The 20118-nt window shown below is 48.9% G+C and carries 17 protein-coding genes; 5 read left to right on the top strand and 12 right to left on the bottom strand.

Annotated elements, in window-relative coordinates:
- Positions 1 to 2 precede the first annotated feature (2 nt).
- The 5 genes from J3P82_RS17550 to rffA all read left to right on the top strand — a co-directional run bounded on the left by J3P82_RS17550 (position 3) and on the right by rffA (position 4428).
- Positions 3 to 899 carry a DapH/DapD/GlmU-related protein gene (locus tag J3P82_RS17550; protein ID WP_434557960.1) on the top strand — a complete coding sequence of 299 codons (897 nt, stop codon included), beginning with the start codon at positions 3 to 5 and terminating at the stop codon, positions 897 to 899.
- On the top strand, positions 899 to 1525 hold the full coding sequence (locus J3P82_RS17555) for a hypothetical protein (RefSeq protein WP_434557961.1): 627 nt from the start codon (positions 899 to 901) through the stop codon (positions 1523 to 1525). The genes J3P82_RS17550 and J3P82_RS17555 overlap by 1 nt, the downstream gene beginning before the upstream one ends.
- Positions 1526 to 1715: 190 nt before the next feature.
- Entirely contained in the window at positions 1716 to 1952 is a 237-nt protein-coding gene (locus J3P82_RS17560) for an acyl carrier protein (RefSeq protein ID WP_434557962.1), read from the top strand.
- A gap of 126 nt (positions 1953 to 2078) precedes the next feature.
- Positions 2079 to 3041: a lysylphosphatidylglycerol synthase transmembrane domain-containing protein gene (locus tag J3P82_RS17565; protein WP_434557963.1), complete on the top strand. Its 963-nt coding sequence runs from the start codon at positions 2079 to 2081 to the stop codon at positions 3039 to 3041.
- 247 nt (positions 3042 to 3288) lie between these two features.
- The gene (gene rffA / locus J3P82_RS17570; protein ID WP_434557964.1) at positions 3289 to 4428 is read left to right on the top strand and encodes a dTDP-4-amino-4,6-dideoxygalactose transaminase; all 1140 of its coding nucleotides are present in this window, start codon (positions 3289 to 3291) and stop codon (positions 4426 to 4428) included.
- A 110-nt stretch (positions 4429 to 4538) separates the two neighbouring features.
- Here rffA and J3P82_RS17575 read toward each other — a convergent pair whose 3' ends face one another.
- From J3P82_RS17575 to J3P82_RS17630, 12 genes are all read right to left on the bottom strand, one after another.
- Positions 4539 to 4871, bottom strand: a complete 333-nt coding sequence (locus tag J3P82_RS17575; RefSeq protein ID WP_434557965.1) for a ComEA family DNA-binding protein — start codon at positions 4869 to 4871, stop codon at positions 4539 to 4541.
- 113 nt (positions 4872 to 4984) lie between these two features.
- Positions 4985 to 6979, bottom strand: a complete 1995-nt coding sequence (locus J3P82_RS17580) for a polysaccharide biosynthesis protein (protein ID WP_434563875.1) — start codon at positions 6977 to 6979, stop codon at positions 4985 to 4987.
- Positions 6980 to 7570: 591 nt separating this feature from the next.
- The gene (locus J3P82_RS17585; RefSeq protein ID WP_434557966.1) at positions 7571 to 9580 is read right to left on the bottom strand and encodes a polysaccharide biosynthesis protein; all 2010 of its coding nucleotides are present in this window, start codon (positions 9578 to 9580) and stop codon (positions 7571 to 7573) included.
- A 94-nt stretch (positions 9581 to 9674) separates the two neighbouring features.
- Positions 9675 to 10643, bottom strand: coding sequence for an MraY family glycosyltransferase (locus J3P82_RS17590; RefSeq protein ID WP_434563877.1), 969 nt, complete (start codon positions 10641 to 10643; stop codon positions 9675 to 9677).
- Between the two features lie 92 nt (positions 10644 to 10735).
- Positions 10736 to 11671, bottom strand: a complete 936-nt coding sequence (locus tag J3P82_RS17595; RefSeq protein ID WP_434557967.1) for an NAD-dependent epimerase/dehydratase family protein — start codon at positions 11669 to 11671, stop codon at positions 10736 to 10738.
- Positions 11668 to 12867 (bottom strand): glycosyltransferase family 4 protein, encoded by a 1200-nt coding sequence (locus tag J3P82_RS17600; RefSeq protein WP_434557968.1) that lies wholly within the window; start codon positions 12865 to 12867, stop codon positions 11668 to 11670. Before J3P82_RS17600 ends, J3P82_RS17595 begins: the two co-directional genes overlap by 4 nt.
- 17 nt (positions 12868 to 12884) lie before the next feature.
- Positions 12885 to 14015 carry a non-hydrolyzing UDP-N-acetylglucosamine 2-epimerase gene (gene wecB, locus J3P82_RS17605; protein ID WP_434557969.1) on the bottom strand — a complete coding sequence of 377 codons (1131 nt, stop codon included), beginning with the start codon at positions 14013 to 14015 and terminating at the stop codon, positions 12885 to 12887.
- 164 nt (positions 14016 to 14179) lie between these two features.
- Positions 14180 to 15295, bottom strand: a complete 1116-nt coding sequence (gene wbjC / locus J3P82_RS17610) for a UDP-2-acetamido-2,6-beta-L-arabino-hexul-4-ose reductase (RefSeq protein ID WP_434557970.1) — start codon at positions 15293 to 15295, stop codon at positions 14180 to 14182.
- A 3-nt stretch (positions 15296 to 15298) separates the two neighbouring features.
- A complete protein-coding gene (locus J3P82_RS17615; RefSeq protein WP_434557971.1) occupies positions 15299 to 16336 on the bottom strand; it encodes a polysaccharide biosynthesis protein in 1038 nt (345 codons plus the stop codon).
- A gap of 11 nt (positions 16337 to 16347) precedes the next feature.
- Positions 16348 to 17550 (bottom strand): glycosyltransferase family 4 protein, encoded by a 1203-nt coding sequence (locus tag J3P82_RS17620; RefSeq protein ID WP_434557972.1) that lies wholly within the window; start codon positions 17548 to 17550, stop codon positions 16348 to 16350.
- Positions 17550 to 18716 carry an EpsG family protein gene (locus tag J3P82_RS17625; protein WP_434557973.1) on the bottom strand — a complete coding sequence of 389 codons (1167 nt, stop codon included), beginning with the start codon at positions 18714 to 18716 and terminating at the stop codon, positions 17550 to 17552. Before J3P82_RS17625 ends, J3P82_RS17620 begins: the two co-directional genes overlap by 1 nt.
- On the bottom strand, positions 18713 to 19996 hold the full coding sequence (locus tag J3P82_RS17630; protein WP_434557974.1) for an oligosaccharide flippase family protein: 1284 nt from the start codon (positions 19994 to 19996) through the stop codon (positions 18713 to 18715). The genes J3P82_RS17625 and J3P82_RS17630 overlap by 4 nt, the downstream gene beginning before the upstream one ends.
- Positions 19997 to 20118 lie beyond the last annotated feature (122 nt).

Raw genomic sequence — 20118 nt, forward strand, 5'->3', positions numbered from 1 at the left:
TAATGACCTCCAGCTACCGAGTCATGAATTATTTTCCGGCCGAAAATATTCTGAATAGCGGCTCCTTTACGCACCTCGACGAAATTGAAGCACAGGCGCCGGGCGCACTAGTGTACTGTCAGAACATTCATTACCTGCATAAAGCGCTGGCCGTCGTTAACGTGGCCTGTATCCTGTGCCCCGAAAATCTGAAAGATGAAGTACTGCAGACAGAAAAAACAGTTGTATTCTGCGTCGACCCTCGCACCTCCTTTTTCCGTCTCTACAATAGTTTCAACCAAGATACTGGATGCGGAACTTTGCCTACCCCCATCATCGGAGACAACTGCAGGCTACATCCCAGCGCCGTTATCTCGCCATTGGCCAGACTGGGCAACAACGTCGAAGTTTCGGCGAATGTTGTCATTGAAGGCCCTGTCGAGATCGGAAACAACGTTTTCATCGGTTCGAATGCAGTGGTGGGCGCTGAGGGCCTCATCACTCTGCGCAACAGCGACGGCACACTGATGATGGTCAAGCATCAAGGTGGTGTACGCATCGGATCGGGCTGCCAAATACTCGCTGGCGCGGTGATCGCGCGTTCGTTGTTCCAGCAACCGACCACCATCCACAATAATTGCCAGATTGGCATCATGAGCAATATTGGTCACGGCGCGGTGATTGGCGAAAATTGCGTGGTATCTGGCAACTCCGTGGTCGCCGGGCGCTCTCGCTTGGGCGCAGGCGTATGGATCGGTGCCTCCTGCTCTATCGCCCAGGGTCTGGTGATCGGGGACGCGGTACAAATAAAAATGGGCTCAGTGGTCATTAGCGACATTGCACCACATAGCGTTGTGTCCGGAAACTTCGCGATCAATCATAGGGCGAACATGACGGCCCATCTGGGGAAATTGAAGTAATGCATTCCACCGAGCTTTCACTGGGCTTCAAGGGCGAACGGACTTACATACAGGGAGCCGACATGCTCTTTGCCACGATGCAATCCATCATGGATCATGCGCCGGACGCAAGGATCGAAAAGCTCGACTTCAAAATAGGCACAATGACCAGCCATTTGCTTAGCTGTCACTGGTGGCCCAGGTCCACTCCCCGGGCGCTGGCGGGTAAAGATATTGCCAGCTTCACTTTTCACCTCGACGGCGTTGAACATGAAGGCAAATTGATTCAAGCCGAAGGACTTGCCGAAGCTCGACGCGTCTATGACGAGTCGCTGATCAACAGCAACAGCCATTATTCCCCCGCCGAGCATTCGATTGGCTTGAGGAACATGCCAGAGGACTTTTCTTCGATAGAGGTACTGGTATCGCTGAACAAGGCGTTGCATCTAAAAGAACTGTGCCTACCCAGTGGCAGCCAATGGGTTTTCTGTCGCTGGGAAAGCCCCAAGTGGCCGCTGAGCCATGACTTGGCCGGAGTAAAGCTGACGATCGAACAAACGCTGGGCACCCGATTGAGCCGTACTCGCATCGAACTGGGTGCGGAACAGGTCGGCACCATTTACTTTAGCGCCCTCAACGTCGATTGACGGCCACCTGAGATAAGGTCGTGAACTACATTCAGGACGCCCCCCTCTGTTACGCGGATTGTGGCAAAATCCTCGGCCTTGAGCTTCGCGCTCGTCGCGAACTCACCTGTCACCCGTTGCGCCATTCAATCCCGGCAGAAAAACTCCTGACCGGAATGACACCAGAAACCAGTATAAGGAAGCACCCACCGTGCCCACTACAAAAGAAACGATCATCGAACTCATCGGCAAGGCTAATGTTGTGGCTGACGCTTCGTCATTACGTGACAACCTGAAGTTGACCGACCAAGGAATTGACTCCATGGATATTTTCGCCATCATGCTTGCTGTTCAGGATCATTACCAGATCCAGATACCTGACGTCGATATTGAAAGCCTTCAAACAGTAAACGACTTGGTCAACTATATAGACACGAAACAATCATAAGCGATATTTTTATCACTCAAGGTGAAGCATCGTGCAAACGATCATCCTGCACTTTCACCCATTGCACAGGCAACCTCATCTGTGTCTAGCAACGTGTTCGTCTTCTTCAACCATTGAGCAGCCCGCATGCCAGCAACGCTCTTAAAGTTGATTTTTGCCATTTTAATCTGTGTCTTCCTGGCAAAAACACTTGATATCCAGCCAATATCATTAATCGATGATATTGAAGCATGGCATTATCTTGCGCTGGCTGCGGGAATTCCCCTGACGCTAAGCTCGTTTTTTTCCATCAGCCGCTGGCAGGTATTTTTACGATTTAACTCAATTGACGAGGCGCTACCAAGTCTATGGAAGATAAGCTTGGTCTCTCAGTTTCAAGGTTTGATCTTTCCATCGTCGCAAGGCGGAGACGTTTTTCGTATGTTTCACATCGAACAGCGTCATCCGGATAAGCGGGGAACTGCCGGCAGTACCGTCATCATCGAAAGGATGATCGGCCTATTGGTGCTATGCACTTTTACGCTTTGCGCTCTACCTTTCCTGCCTAGCTCAGACGACTATACTTCTCTCATCATTACCGTCCTCGTTATCAGTTGCATAGCGATAGGCGCCCAATTTCTATTCAGCAGTAGAAAAATCCATGCGTTCTACAGCCATCTCGTCCTCCGACGCTCCCTGCTGTCTCGCTTACTAGGGTATCTAGAAAAACTTCACGCCAGCACGGTTATCTTTCCTTATCGAAGAGCACTTAAGAGCTCTTTGCCTTATATTGTTTGCTACCAAATATCGATAATATCGGTGGTCTATCTAGTATTTCGAGCGTATGGTTACGATATCCCGTTCATCCAACACTTCGCGCTGTATCCGGTCATCGCTATCCTGACCATGGTTCCATTAACCATTGGCGGGCTCGGCGTACGAGAAGGATTTTTTGTATATTTTTATGGTTTGCTGGATGTACCCGCCAACGTAGCCGTAGGAGCCTCCCTTGCAAATTACACGCTGATGGTACTGATCCCCGCCGCTTTCGGCGGATTTATTTATTTGTGGGATACCCTCAGGAACAATCGCCTAAAGCGCACTCATTAACAGAGAGTCTGGTCAATGAACTCAGATCGCACCCCGTTTCCCAAGTCTGCCTTCGAAGTCGGCTGACCAGCAACGTCCAGGAAAAAGGATGCAGAAGTGAGCAGCGAATTCAATGTTTCTGAGCGACCCAATCGGATCTTGGAATTCCACATGAAGATAGAGCTTGGTTCTTTGAAGGCAGGTATCACGTTCCCCTTTGGCGGGCTCGTCCTGTTGTTACCTGAAAACAATAATCCGGAGAGATACAGTGAGCGACTTTAAAATCCCCTTTAATCGCCCTTACATGACGGGTAAAGAGCTTTACTATATCGCCGAAGCAAAGTTCCTCAATAAACTCTCTGGTGACGGCCCCTTCACTCGGCGTTGCCATCAGTGGCTGGAGCAGTATAGCCACAGTGATAAAGCATTATTAACACACTCATGCACTGCGGCCTTGGAAATGTCAGCGCTACTGCTGGATATTCAACCTGGGGACGAAGTCATCATGCCGTCTTACACATTCGTCTCCACCGCTAATGCATTTGTGTTGCGCGGCGGGATACCCGTATTTGTGGATATCAGAGAAGATACCTTAAACTTGGACGAAAGGTTAATTGAAGCCGCGATTACATCTCGCACCAAGGCAATCGTTCCGGTTCACTACGCTGGCATTGCGTGCGAAATGGACACGATAATGGAGATCGCCCGTCGGCACGGCCTCTATGTGGTGGAGGATGCTGCTCAAGGGGTCATGGCCTCGTATAAAGGAAGAGCGTTAGGCAGTATTGGTGATTTAGGTGCGTATAGCTTCCATGAAACCAAGAACGTCATCTCCGGTGAAGGCGGCGCGCTATTAATCAACGACCCCACCATGTCATTGCGCGCCGAAATTATTCGCGAGAAAGGTACGGACCGAAGCCGATTCTTCAGAGGGGAAGTCGACAAGTACACTTGGCAGGAAGTCGGATCATCCTATCTACCAGGGGAATTGACCGCCGCGTTTCTTTGGGCACAGCTGGAAGAGGCACAATCGATTACACAAAATCGCCTTAATAGCTGGAACCGCTATCATCAGGCGCTCGAGGGGCTCGAGCTGACTGGCGCGGTGCGCCGTCCGATCATCCCGGCGAATTGCACACACAATGCGCACATGTATTATGTTTTGCTCGCTCCCGGCACCGACCGCCAGCGCACGCTAGATAAACTCAAGCTCGACCATATTTATTCGGTGTTCCACTACGTACCGCTGCATTCCTCGCCAGCAGGGCTACGTTACGGTCGTACCCATGGCGCGATGACAAATACAGTTACCTTGTCGGAGCGCTTGATCCGCCTGCCACTCTGGATGGGACTGAGTGAGGACCAACTCACCCATATCGTCGACTCGCTACAGCGCGCCGTTTCCTGAAAAGAAACGCGTGCGCGATGAGTTCGAATGTTTTGTGTAGCGCTAGAACTATGGTGCGGAATGCAAAAAAGGCCGGACATCGAGACCGGCCTTTTTCGTTTACTTAACCCTTACTTCACTTCCAGTTTGTCACGATTCTTATCCACGATAGCCTTGCCAATTCCCTTGACCTCCAACAGCTCCTCAACCGAGGAAAACGCCCCATTACTCTCCCGATAAGCGACAATCGCTTTGGCCTTGGCCTCTCCTACCCCCAGCAGCTCTCGTTGCAAAGTCGTGGCATCGGCACCATTAAGATCGATCTTTGCGCGTTGAGATGCTCCCACCTCAATGGCCTGCTGCGAGGCTACGGTTTCCAATTTGGCGGTGGGTGCAGCGACAGCAGCTATCGAGCCGCCTGTCAGAAGGGCAAAAACCAAGGAACAAAAATAGCGTGTACGCATCAGTGAAGCTCCATGACATCGTTAAGAAAGAAACAGCTTTTCCAAGCTGCCTCTCAAACTTAGGCGATGATGCATCGCTGTCAAAAATGTATACGTTACTGGTTGTGTGACAATCAGGGCTCAAGACGCCGCTGCTGATGGATCCAGTCGACAATCTCTCCATCCGGGGCATAACCACTGACAGTATCCCGTAGAAGCTGGCGGATCTTGGTATAGTCATCGTGCCCAATCGCGGCCAGCAACTCAGCCAGCTTGCTCTTAAGGACGTCCCAAGGCAGGTAGTCTTCGTTGGCACTCATGATCATCGGGTGCTGGGTCGCGACGACGTTGTCACCAATCAACAACTCTTCGTAAAGCTTCTCGCCCGGGCGCAGGCCTGTGAACTGGATTGCAATGTCGCCATGGGGGTTCTTTTCCGATCGAACGCTCAGGCCGGACAGATGAATCATTTTTTCTGCCAGCTCGACAATCTTCACTGGTTCTCCCATGTCCAGTACAAACACATCTCCGCCCAACCCCATGGAGCCCGCCTGGATCACCAACTGTGCGGCCTCGGGAATGGTCATGAAATAGCGGGTGATCTTTGGATGGGTAACCGTCAACGGCCCGCCGGCTTTGATTTGCTTATGGAACAAGGGAATAACCGAACCGGACGAGCCCAATACATTGCCGAACCTGACCATGGTGAAACGCGTCTTGTTGACCCGCGAGACGTTGCCCTTGTCGCCGAACAACACTGGGGCTAGCTCACGACTGAGGGCTTGCAATGTCAGCTCCGCGAGCCGCTTGGTGCTGCCCATTACATTGGTCGGGCGCACAGCTTTATCGGTGGAGATCAGGACGAAATTCGATACCCCCGCCTGTAACGCAGCCTGTGCTGTGTTCAATGTGCCAATCACGTTGTTCAGGATGCCTTCGGCGATGTTGTGCTCGACCATCGGGACGTGTTTATAAGCGGCGGCGTGATAGACCGTATCGACACTCCAGGTCTTCATCACGTCCAGCAATTTGGTCTGGTCTCGTACCGATCCAAGGATAGGCAACAGCCGAACCGACAACGACTCTCGAATGACTCGCGGTTCGAGTTCAGACAGAATGCTATATAGATTGAATTCGCTATGCTCATACAGCAGCAACGTAGTCGGCTTCAGTGCGAGGATCTGCCGACAAAGCTCGGAACCAATCGAACCACCTGCCCCTGTGACCATGACCGACTGCCCAGCGATGCAGTGCTCAAGCAGGTCAGCTTGGGCAGGTACCGAATCGCGCCCGAGAAGGTCCGCGATGTCCACTTCCTGAATGTCATCGACCTTGACCCGACCGCTGGCCAGGTCCATAAAGCCCGGGACGCTGCGCACATGCAGTGGGAAACCTTCAAGCAGCGCCAATATCTCCCGACGACGGCCACGTGATGAGGAAGGCACCGCCAGCAGAACTTCTTCTGCGCCGGTTGTATCGATCATCTTTTGAATATTTCTGGGCGCGTAGACCTGCAACCCAGCGATCACGCGGTCTGTGATATTGCTGTCATCATCGATAAATGCAACCGGTCGCATCACCCGCCCCATGCGTAGCGCGGCCACTAATTGATTACCAGCGGCTCCGGCCCCGTAGATAGCAACCTTGGGCAGGCCATCGTCACGATTGGTGAATGGAACATGTTGAACTGCGGCGAACCAGTCGCCCAAGAAATACTGCCGCATCATCAGGCGTAAACCGCCGATCATGATCAGACTCAACCACCAATAATTGAAAATAATGGAGCGTGGCACCACGGTTTTATGATTGCTGTACCAATACACCACAAGGGCCAGCAACAAGGCCGAAAGGCTGACCGCCTTGCAAATCGTGATCAACGCATCATTACCGAAATAACGCATGACAGCGCGATACATGCCAAAACGGATGAAGATCGGGATGGCAACCAGCGGGGCGGAGCCGAAAAGCCATAAATGCGTTGCAATCGGGCTGGCCATTGCTTCAACGCCCAGACGAACGACGAACGCCAGCCAGAGCGCGATCCAGACAAGAAGAATGTCTGTTGCCACTTGTAACGCCCGCTTGTGGCGTCGCGGCAATCCCAGCAGGGCGATTCTTAACTTATCCATAAATCCCTTACCCATCTTGACCTGCCTCTGGCGCAATTCCGTTTTTATTGAACCGGTCGACGTCACGCATCACTGATAAACACTCTTCAAAAAAGATTACCTGTATCAGTTTCAAAGATTAGACCTTCTCTGGTCATCCTAGCGTGAGCTGAAGCCATGGCAGAGGGTGCCCGTATGTTGATGGCTGAGGCGGGCAACCTACCATAGTCGCGGATCGTGAAGAAACTTTCATGCATCAGCAGCATTGCCCGGGGACGCAGTGGCATTGCGCAATCAGTCGAAATCCGTGTACTGCTTGATGAATCAAAGTGCCCGGACGAACCCTCAACGCCGCCGCCTCTTTTCGGGACTTTTGATCGCCTGTAGCAAAACGCCATCGCGCGTCAGCAAGGCCCGTCATGTAATGGAGCATGCCCATAATGACGTCCTCAGGCCAACAGAAAATTAAAGAAGTTTTTTATCCCTGACAACACGATATCCAAAGCCCAATCCTAAAGTTAGATCCTCAACCCAAACGAACTATTTTGCGGGTTGCAGTTGTTCGCTGTTGAACCGCATACCGATCCTCCTGGCAACCGCCAACATGCTCCCTTAACGATCCTTGTGTTTCGGAATCAAGCGTCGTTGCTGGAATATCCAATCGACGATCTCGCCTTCGGGCGCGTAACCGCTTACGGTTTCGCGTAGCAGCATTCGGACCCGTGAATACTCATCCTCGGAAACGGCGACCATCAGCTCATCCAGTTTCAGCTTGAGTTGTTCCCATGGCAAATGGTCTTCATTGGCGCTCATGATCATCGGGTGCTGGGTCGCGACCACGTTGTCACCGATCAGCAACTCTTCATAAAGCTTCTCGCCGGGCCGCAAACCGGTGAATTCAATCGCAATATCACCATACAAGTTCTTCTCGGAGCACACATTCAAGCCAGACAGGTGGACCATTCTCTCGGCCAGCTCGGCGATTTTCACCGGTTCCCCCATGTCCAGCACAAACACATCACCGCCTCGCCCCATGGAACCCGCCTGGATCACCAACTGGGCCGCTTCTGGAATCGTCATGAAATAACGGGTGATATTGGGATGGGTGACGGTGATGGGACCGCCGGATTTGATCTGCTGGCGGAAACGCGGAATAACCGAGCCGGACGACCCAAGCACATTACCGAAGCGCACTATGACGAAACGGGTCTTATTGACCCGGGCCACATTACCGCTGTCCGCAAAGAGCACCGGCGCGAGCTCTTGACTCAATGCCTGCAAGACCATTTCTGCCAGGCGCTTGGTACTGCCCATGAGATTGGTAGGGCGCACGGCCTTATCCGTGGAAATGAGCACGAAGTTCTCGACCCGGGCCTTCAACGCCGCTTGCGCGGTATTCAACGTACCAACGACGTTGTTAAGCATACCTTCGGCAATATTGTGCTCCACCAAGGGCACATGCTTATAGGCTGCTGCGTGATACACCGTCTCGACGTTCCAGGAAGTCATGACGTCAAACAATTTAGCCGCACTACGCACCGAGCCCAGGATTGGCAATAAGTTCACCGGAATCGATTGTCGGGCAATGGCCTCTTCCAGTTCACTCAAGATACTGTAGAGGTTGAACTCACTATGATCAAACAACAGCAAAGTAGACGGTTGCAAGGCGAGAATCTGACGGCAGAGTTCAGAACCGATCGACCCACCCGCTCCAGTGACCAGAACGACCTTTCCGCTGATACAACGGGCCAGAAGCTCGGGTTGTGCAGGCACCGCATCGCGTCCCAACAAGTCGGCAATATCGACCTCTTGGATGTCGTCAACTTTCACACGGCCACTGGCCAGATCCATGAAACCCGGCACACTACGTACGTGCAGTGGATAGCCTTCCAGATACCCAAGGATTTCACGCCTTCGCGCACGACTCGCCGAAGGAACGGCCAACAGCACTTCTTGAGCGCCAGTGAGTTCAATCATCTTCTGGATATGCTTGGGCTTGAACACCTGCAATCCAGAGATCATTCGATTCGCAATACCGGTGTCGTCATCGATGAAAGCTACCGGCTGCATGTCCCGACCAATACGCAAGGCCGCTACAAGCTGATTACCGGCGGCTCCGGCTCCGTAGATCGCCACTTTGGTAAGACCGGCACCACGGTTGACGAAGGGCACTTGACCGGAGGGAGCGAACCAATCGCCCATGAAATACTGGCGCATGAGCAATCTAAGTCCGCCGACCATCACCAGGCTGAGCCACCAGTAATTGAAAATAACCGAACGCGGCACAGGCGCCATATAAGAGGCACCCCAGTACACAACGAGCGCCAATACCAACGCGCTCAGGCTGACGGCCTTGACGATCGCGATCAAGGCATCATTACCCAGGTAACGCATGACGGCACGGTACATACCAAAACGAACAAACAGTGGAATAGCAATTAAAGAAGCACTGACAAGGAGCCACGGATGACTGCTAAACGGATTGATCATCTCGTCGAAGCCGAGGCGCACTGCGAACGACAACCACAGAGCGGTCCAGACCAGCAACACATCGGTCATGACCTGAAGCAGGCGCTTCTGCCGACGTGGCAGGCCCAGCAATGCAACGCGAAGTCTATCCATGAATGTTTCCAGCACCTTTGCTCGTACCCATTGTCTTTATGTCCAGCTTCCCAACAGCCGTCCATGACCCATTTGACATCTTTGCCCGGAATATTCAGCCGACCTCCAACTGGCCGGCCTTGAACTTGAAAGCCAATAACACCAGGGGCGCATAGGCCAGCAAAACACCCGTCAACCCATCCAGCTTCAGGACCACGACACACCACGCCAGGGGGAACAACCACAGCACGTTGATCGTCGCCACTGCCAACGTGACAGGACGATGGCGCCCATAATAGCGCGAGGCAAACTGATAGGCATGGCTACGATGGGCCTCGTAGACTTTATCACCTCGCAAAAACCGCCGGATCAGGGTGACAGTCGCGTCGACGATGAACACTCCCAGCAGGATCAGCCACGCCCAGAACAAGGCCGGGGAAACCCAGGCGGCTTGCAGGGACATGATCCCGAGTGCGATGCCCAGAAAGCCACTGCCCGCGTCTCCCATGAAGATTTTCGCGGGTGGAAAATTCCAGAACAGAAAGCCCAGAACGGCAGCGGCCAAGACCAGCGGAGGCCAGATCAGGTCGGTGAAACCCGACAGTGCGTAGAGTGCGCTCGCCCCCAGGCAGGCCAGCACAGCCTCTATACTGGCGATACCGTCAATACCGTCCATGAAGTTATACAGATTGAGAATCCAGACAAGATAAAGCGCAGCCAGGGCATGTCCTATCCAGGATAGATCAACACTGACCCCAAATAGGTTCAGGGGCGCCAAGCCTTCAAGCCATGCCAAGGCCCAGACAGCTGCACTGAAATGCCCAAGCAATCGCCACCGCGCCGCAATATGTCCATGGTCATCCATGAAACCCACGATAGCGACCAACGCACCTGCCCCACCCAACGCGACCAGATAGTGAAGCTGTACCAAACCCAGTTGGCCCAACACGGGCAGTGTCAGCAGAAACGCCACGACGATGGCGACGCCCCCACCCCGTGGCGTTGGAATCGAGTGTGAGCTTCGACTGTTCGGCACATCTATCAAACTGTGTTTCAGTGCGTAACGACGGAGTCCACCTGTCATGCAAAAAGAAAAAAACACCACAACTGGCAGGGTGAACCAAAAGAAACCATCAGAAACAAATCCAGTCAACATTGTATTAATACCGAAAATAATTAAAGCATTATAAATTGCTGACCAGCCTTCAATAGAGCCTGTTGAGAGCTGATTACAGGAACCCAATTTAAAAAGGACCGTGATTTAGAGGAATCAACAAGCAAGGATCCGCAAAGTTGTGTATAAGTAGATTTTCGCCCTATCAGCAATGCACCAAAAAGTAGGCAAACCGCAGGCATTGCAAAGAGCCTTGCTTTTTTATTCATTCCAGTAGCAAGCAATGAAACTATTTCACCTATTGACAAGTCCGACCCATCCGATATCAGAAACAAATTATTGGCCGCTTGAGGATGAGTCACGCAAAGCTTAATAAAATCGGCCAAATTTTCTAACGCGATCATACTACGACGATTACTGATGCTGGCAAAGGGCAACGGACAGCCTGACGAAACCAGTTTTAGTAAACGCTTAAAATTGCCTGGGGCATGTGCTGCATAAACCAAAGGAGGTCGGATGACAACTAGCTCCATAGACGTACCGGAAGTCAGCTTTTCAAGCCCCTGCTCGGCCTCGTATTTAGACTTAGCATAATCAGCGTGTGGCGCCGCCGGACTAGACTCACTAAATGCTTCTCCGGCAGATGACAAACCGTTGACGCCGACAGAGCTTATAAAAATAAATCTCTTTACATTTGCCGCAAGCGCCTGCTGGGCCAAGCGAAGTGTGCCATCAACATTCGCTTGCCTGAAGCCACGCGCTGCAACTTTCTTCGACTCATAAAGATTATGGGCCTTACCGGCAAGATGAATTACCACATCAATTTGTTGTAACAAGGATGCCCAGTCCGCAGTACCGCTTAAGGAAGGACAAATAACAAAATTTGGAGCATCATCAGCTTTACGCGAGCAGCAGACTACTTTTTCGTGCTCGGATTGTAGTACCTGTGCTAGCTGTCTACCAATAAAACCGTTGGCGCCGGTTATGAGAACCCTCATTTTTTCAACCTGATAAGTTTGGAAACAGCAATATAGAATTTGTTCAATACGACGTATTCAGAATAACTTTCGCGGAAAGCAGCAATAGAGCGACCGCGTAGTGCGCCTAGATCCGTATTACATATCGAAAGTATTAACTCGGCTAAAGCTCGCGGATCGCCTGGTTTGCACTGCCATCCCACCCCAGTCTCCTGAATCATTCTAGCGATCTCAGCGTTCTCATCCATCACGGCTAAAAGCGGTTTATCTGCCGCTAGAGAAAAATACGCTTTACTGGGCACACCTAATCCAAGCATCCCCTCCTCCAGCGTAATCAATGCAACGTCCCCTGCGGCAAGCCCTAAGTTCTTGTCCTTAAGCGGAATCGCACCGGCGTATGCAACATTTTTTTCAGGATGATTAACAATGAATTCATTGACCTTCGCGACAAAAGCACCATCCCCCATAAACAGGAACGCAGCGCGCTCATTCTCAACCAAAGCAATAGCATCCAATATATTTCCTACGCCCTGAAGTCGTCCGATATTGCCGAAGAACTGGAAAACGAGCTTATCCTGCCATCCCAGTTCCTCAATAAACGGCGCCTGATGACGCGCTAAGGGGTATACCTCAAGTTCATCCGCCCAATTGGGCACGAACACAATTTTGGATGGATTTTTTATCTTAGAGTTCATCAACTCCTGCATATCGCGACCAATAACAATTAACAATTCAGCTGTATCATAAATTTTGGAAAACAATCTACTAATAGCTGGGTACAATCGATTGGAGCTGCTTATAATTTGCGCAGGAACCAGATTTTCAGGGAATACATCGTGAACTAGCACCCCCCATCTAAAACCCAGAAACAATTTCAACACGGGAATTGCCATTAACAGAAATGCTGGATTTGTGCCACTTAACAAGACATCTCCTTTTCGGACATGTTTGATGATATACCAGCAGAAACCTAGCACCTGTAACAATTGGCTTAGCATTCTAAGAAGTAAAATGTTCTTATTGAACCTCAAAGAAGTGAATGGCATCTCCACCACAGCGGGATGCTCAAAATTTCCTGAAGCACCGCCTGTCCGTGGATAGATAACCGCAACTCTACCTAGTTCGTCGCCAATTTTCTTGACAATTTTCGACCAGAAGAAACCCGTAGAGTTTTGTGTTGCACTCACGTACTCTGTAACAATAAAAACATTCGACATCTCGTATCACGCCTAGATTAATATTGTCTCCAAACAACCCGCATAACATAATCGCGATAGCTGTGGATAATCCTTACAACCTTCTCGGAAACATTGGGCATACTGTAATCATTCACCAAGCGCAAGGTTCTCTCTTCGCCGCGACCTTGTACTTGTAGTATATGCAAACCTTGCCTCACCCTATCCACATCCAGCCCCACCATCATCACAGCACCTTCTTCCATACCCTCAGGGCGTTCATGCGCTTCTCTGATATTCAAAGCGGGAAAATTCAGAATAGAAGACTCTTCATTGATTGTACCGCTATCGGACAGAACCGCACGCGACTCGAGCTGCAGCTTGTTGTAGTCCATGAATCCCAAGGGCTTGAGCAATCGGACATTTTCATGAAACACGATGCCCATGGCATCAACACGCTTTTGAGTGCGCGGATGGGTAGAGACGATAACGGGCTGGCCAAACGTACTGGCAACGGTATTGAGTACCTCGACCAATTTGAGGAAGTTCTTATCCGAGTCGACGTTCTCTTCGCGGTGAGCACTGACCACAAAGAACTTACCCGGCTCCAAGCCAAGTCGCTCTAGGACACTTGAAGCCTCGATGTTGTCGCGATAATGGTTAAGCACCTCAAACATAGGACTGCCCGTCTTGATGACACGATCGGCAGGCAAACCTTCGCTTAGCAAATAATCTCGGGCGATAGTACTATAGGTCAGGTTGATGTCTGCCGTATGGTCAACGATGCGTCGATTGATTTCCTCGGGGACGCGCATATCAAAGCAACGGTTTCCCGCTTCCATATGGAACGTGGGAATCTTGCGCCGCTTGGCGGGAATAACCGCCATGCAACTGTTTGTATCGCCCAGTACCAGCACGGCTTCAGGCTCGATGGAAGCCAGCACCCGGTCAACCGCGATGATTACATTGCCGATGGTTTCCGCGCCGGTGCTCCCGGCTGCATTCAAGAAGTGGTCAGGCTTTCGGATGCCTAAGTCCTGAAAGAAAATTTCGTTCAACTCGTAGTCGTAATTCTGCCCAGTATGAACAAGGATATGCTCACAATACTGGTCCAGCGCGGCCATGACGCGCGACAAGCGAATGATTTCCGGACGAGTCCCGACAACTGTTACGACTTTTAGTTTTTTCATTTGCTAAGGCCATTTTTGAATAAATTAAACTTGCTTAACATATCAGCCGGGTTTCCACCGCGTTGCAAAGTCAACGATGGCCACCCAAGGTCTCGGTATGAGCTGAAATATTCTGAGACTTCATTTAGCGCGTCTATTGACGCGCCATCTCTGAACATTCGATGCTAAGCCTCTGTACCAACTGGCAGTGCGTAAGTGTCCGGTGCAGCACGATCAAAAATCTCGTTAGCCCAAAGCATCACAATCATTTCATCGGTGCCAATATTCGTGATGTCATGTGTCCACCCTGGCACAGTTTCAACTATTTCCGAACGCTCACCTGTTGTGGTCAACTCAGAAAACTCACCTGACACTATATGACGGAATCGAAAATACGCAGTGCCTTTGATAACAAGAAATTTTTCCGTTTTCGAATGATGATAGTGTCCGCCACGAGTAACGCCCGGGTGTGCCGTAAAATAAGAAAACTGGCCAGAATCCTTAGTCTTTAACATCTCAACAAAAGCGCCCCGAGGATCAACGTGCCTTGGAACTTCGTAAACAAATTGATCTGGGGACAGATAGCTGAGGTACGTAGAGTACAAGGCCCGACACAATCCCGTTCCAACACGTTCGGAGATCATCGTATCGCGACTGTCACGGAAGGATTTCAGCTGCTCAGCAAGGGCTCCTACAGTGGTATCGTACTGAGGTACCTCTACAAAAGGCGTTCCTTCCTTCCTTCCCTCTAGAACATCCATAAAGCATTGTACGACATCATCGATATACGTAAGATTCAGAGGTGCATTTGAATCATTTATTGTAATCGGCAATCCATGAGCAATGTTATGGCAAAATGTAGCTACGGCTGAATTGTAGTTAGGCCGCGCCCATTTGCCGAAGACATTAGGCAAACGAAATATATGTACCGGTGACCCGGTTTCATTTTGCAAATCGACTAATAATTGCTCAGCCCCAAGCTTACTGCTTCCATAGGAGTTATCCAGGGGCGCTTGAATAGACGAGGTATAGACCACAGGTACCGAACGACCACATTTTCGGATCGCATTGCAAAGAGCACCAGTAAGATCAGTGTTACCCTTTCGAAAATCCAGAGGATCTTGAGGGCGATTGATCCCAGCCAAATGAAAAATAAAATCCACTTGATCAATTAAAGCTGGGAGGCTCGCGATAGAATCATTACGTGTGAATGATAATACCTCAATATCTGATTTAACATTAAAGTGCGATACGAGATTACGGCCAATAAAGCCGTTAGCACCTGTGATCAGAATTCTCATTGATTACTCCTCAGGCATCGCGTGCTCACCGCGCTGAATCGCACGCATGAAGTCCAATTTGAGCAACAGTTCTTGCATACCTTTTACATCGAGACGCTCAGTATTATGGGAGTTATAATCTTCGGTACGAGAAATTTTTGTTTCACCTTGCTCTACGAACTTAGCATAGTTCAGATCTCGTAGATCAGGAGGCACACGGAAATAATTACCACGGTCCTCAGCACATGCCATTTCCTCGCGACTAAGCAAAGCTTCAAACAGTTTCTCGCCGTGCCGCGTACCAATAACCTGAATAGGGTAATTTGGCACATCAAGCATGCTAGTCAATGCTTGTGCTAAGACTTCAACCGTAGCTGCCGGAGCTTTCTGAACGAACATGTCGCCATTCGAGCCATGCTCAAACGCATACAATACCAGATCAACAGCGTCCGCAAGGGTCATCATGAATCGAGTCATATTAGGATCAGTCAGACTCAGAGGGGTGCCTGATCTAATTTGACCAATAAACAAAGGAATCACCGACCCTCTTGAGGCCATTACATTCCCATAACGCGTACCACAAATCACGGTATTGTTATCATTACGCGACTTGGCAACCATCACCTTTTCCATCATCGCTTTGGAGATCCCCATTGCGTTGATTGGATAAACGGCTTTATCAGTACTGAGGCAAACGACGCGCTTCACGTTGTTTTGGATTGCTGCTTCAAGCACATTATCCGTGCCCAGTACGTTCGTCTTAACGGCTTCCATAGGATGGAATTCGCAAGAGGGCACTTGTTTCAAGGCAGCCGCATGAAATATGTAGTCTACGCCGCGTGTAGCGTTCAGAACGCTTTGAAAATCTCTGACATCACCAATATAAAATTTTAACTTACTACTGGCATATTTTTTACGCATATCATCTTGCTTTTTTTCATCCCGGCTAAATACTCGTATTTCTTTGATATCGGTATCCAGGAATCGCTTGAGCACTGCGTTTCCGAAGGAACCTGTTCCCCCGGTAATTAAAAGCGTAGAATCCTTGAACGAAATAGGCATAAAAACCTCCTTTACAATAATGAAATAATGATACTTCTCGCGTTTTCTACGCTCAAGTTTTTTTCATAATAATGTCGACCATTTCTGCCCAGCTCAGCGCAGAGCGCTGAATCCTCAATCAGCAAATCCAGCTTTGCCTTCAGCGCCGCCGCATCACCAGCCACCACAGCATAACCACCACGAACGTCGTTTTCCAATATATTGCCAAAATCCGTAACCGAATCCAGCGACGCCAGAATCGGCAATGAGACTTTAAAGTAATCAAGAGATTTAGAAGGAAAACTGGGCACTGTTAACTTCCTAGACAGCGATATCAGACCAACATCACACGACTGAACAACGTGCTCATATTCTTCGCGAGGAACATAATCAATAAATATAATATTCTGCAACCCACGGGTCGCAACCGCTTTTTGCAAGTTTTCTTTTTCAGTGCCTTTACCAATAAAAACGAAAGTCACTTCATCTTTCGAATACATCGCTGCCAGATCAAGAATATTTTCCAACTCTTGTACGATTGACATCGCACCACCGTATATCGCAATAAACCCCTCAGGTGGCAAATTATACTTTTTCCTAACTTCAATTTTATCGATCGGCTCAATCTTTTTGATTTTTGCCCAGATCGGCAAAAGTTCTACTTTTTCCTTTGAAATGGAGGAAAAATTGTCGAAAAGAAACCGAGCGTTTCCTTCAGTCATACAGCCAATTCGATCAAAACTGGTATACATTAGTTCTTCCAGGTACCGAAAAAAACCGAAGAATAGTTTATTCCTGATCGCACCGAGATCTTTTAAATAGAAAGGAAAAAAATCCCACAACACAAGAAAACTTTTAGAGTCATATCGTTTTCTAAAGAATCGGGACATTCCTAAAATTGTGACGCAAGGCGTGTTCGCTATGAGCAAATCACAGCGTTTTATCTCTTTGGCAATTTTGTATCTTGCCAGAAAGGGAAATATGAATACTTTCAAAGCCGTCCCTATGGCGCCGGAATTATAAAATATGGCGGGGAGCTTGATCCGTATTACTTTAATTCCATCGATAACTTTCGTGACTGATTCTGGATCGTTTTTCAGCCAAGAGAATACGACGACCGCAACCTCACTTCCCTCCTCGCTCATAGAATAGGCCAGCTCATTAGTGAGCCAAGCGTCTTTTTTGTCGTCAGCATACTTCGTGGTAAGCAGTACAATATCTTTACGCAAGCTCATCATTTGGACCACAGTTCGTCAAGTTGATTGAGTAGGTTACTTGTCCGCTCCTGCCCTGTCGAATTGTGCACATCATAAAACATCTGACTCTGGTAAGGAATATAAACGATGGAAAGCGGACTCGAAAGGAATCGATAGAATGGCAAATACGCGACTATTGCAATTGCAAAAACCGTAAGCAGTCGGCTTGTATAATTCAAACGCAACAATGTATTCATTGCCGCGCCGATTAAAAAGACTGCAAAAAAATACTGGTATCTAGTAGACAGCGTGGGGAAGCCAAATATTATCAGAGGGATAAGCAGGCCTACAAATGCCAGGCGATAGAGCATTGGAGTTGCTAACTGATCTGTATGGCTTTGGGCGCCACGACTACCCCATGCTAAATAAATACTTGAAAAAATCACAATTGACACAAGGGTATAGGCTGCACGGTAGGCAAAAGAAGCGTTAAACACATCCCTATCCAGATAAATCATGTATTTGGGATTCACATACACCATAAGTATTTCTACACCGGCACGGACAACATCCATCGAAGTCAAGTACAGTGCCATCGAGGCCAGGAAGACGATTAAGAACGTCGTTCGACTTAAGGGGAGCCAATAAACTAGTAGCACCAGCAGCACCCCACCCAATACTGAGTAGTGAATAGAGGCAGCGACGACAAACAGTGCAAAAGCGAGCCCTCCCCTTCCCGACAAAAATTTATGCACCCCAAGCAAAAAAATACTAACCGCCAATCCCTGCCTAAGTAATGAAAATGTAGGAATCAGATAAAAATCCGGGACAGAGTACATTACAGCCAACACCAGCAAACAATGCTTAGGAAAAAAATTCCTCACTACGGTCGAAATGAATACAATCTCTATAATAGAAATAAATGTGGAGAAATGCTCAAACGTCAGATCAAGAAACGATGAAATATGAACAAGCCATTCGTATCCAAATTCAAACCTCAGATAAAACTCTTCACCACTTCTTATTGCGTTGTAATGTGATTCGTAGATTGGCCAGTCGTAGCCGGTCTGAAATTTCAGACCAGCAAACAAGGACAGAAGCGCCACTTGGAGTGCGTATATTGCCGTCGATGGCGAAGTTGTCCTTTTCAAGGACAAGAGAGCCAACATCCAAATCAATGCATATATAACGTTATATTGCATCATGACGCGACCTCCTCTACAGACATCGCTCTATTTCGGCTAATTAAAAACCACAGCAGCACTAACAACAGCGAAATCAAGCCTTGCAGAACGTAGCCGTAAGCCATACCTTCAAGCCCATACAGCCTGTAGAAAAAAATGCACGATACCAAATACAAAAATGCCGTAGTCACTTCATAAACGAGATAAGCTCGAACGCGCTGCTTGGCGAGCATCACATAAAGGAATACCCAGCCCAAACATTTCAGCCCATCCCCTATGACATATATCTCCAGCACTTCTGAAGAGACTGCGAAAGCCTCACCATAAATCAGCCAAACAATAAACCCTGCCAACTGGCCAACCATAAGAACCAGAACAACGCCAGAAACTAACGCAACTACTGCCATTCGCCAAACAAAACCGTCCAGACTTTGTCCTTCCATTGCACTATACCTTGGCAATAAAAGAGTAGAAAACAACACACTACAGATACCCATATAAATATCTGACAGACGTGTTGCCGCGTACCACAGACCGGACTCAGCCATTGTGCTATTCGTTGCAATATAGTTCCTCAGGAAGATTTGCCCTCCATACACGACCACTGCGGACCCCAACGCCATGAAGGAATAAGAAACCAATATCCTTAGTATTCCACCATCAATTTTTTTAAAGACACTTCGAATTCGCGGCAGACGAAATCTTTCTGGCAAAAACAAAATGCATATCCCAGCAACAGCTGGTGCCACTACTACAGAATAAACCGCCCCAACCTTTCCAAAGTAAAATGAAATAACGCAAATTGAAAGCGCCGTTATAAAAGCGGTGATCATTGAGTACCAAAAATATTCGCTATATTTCTGCATACCATTAAAATAGGACACAAATAAATTATTCAGCCCTATAAAAAAACTTCCCAGCGGCAGCAGCAGCAGTACTACGACCCAACCCCCTTGCAGAAAGTAGTTTGCTATCTCCCTACTTGAAAGAAGCAGAACAACAAAGCAAATCAAACTCAAGAAAACCAACAAAAATGCAGAAGCCCGCACTATACTTTCTTTAGAGTGCTTATCTTCTGCAATCAGCTTTACCACACCAGTTGTAGTAACCGATGAAACGCCGGCACTTAATATTTGAAGAAAGGATTGAATTTGCCCAACCACAGCCATTCCACTAGGCCCAACATAAAATGCAACTACCTTTAGCGAGGCGATAGAAAACATCAATTTAAATACAGCCTGAACGGCAATATTTATGATCGGCCGAAGCATTCCCTTTCTTATTGCCGTACTGCCAACCATAGCGCAACACCTAACACGAGCGACACAAAAAAACTATAACGACATCAATTTCGAAACTAGAAATAATTTTCTATGTCGCCAGAGCCGGTCGGACCTAAAACCTGGTGGGATCCATATCCAAA

Source organism: Pseudomonas sp. Z4-20 (assembly GCF_051131955.1).
In the GTDB taxonomy this organism is placed as follows: domain Bacteria; phylum Pseudomonadota; class Gammaproteobacteria; order Pseudomonadales; family Pseudomonadaceae; genus Aquipseudomonas; species Aquipseudomonas marvdashtae.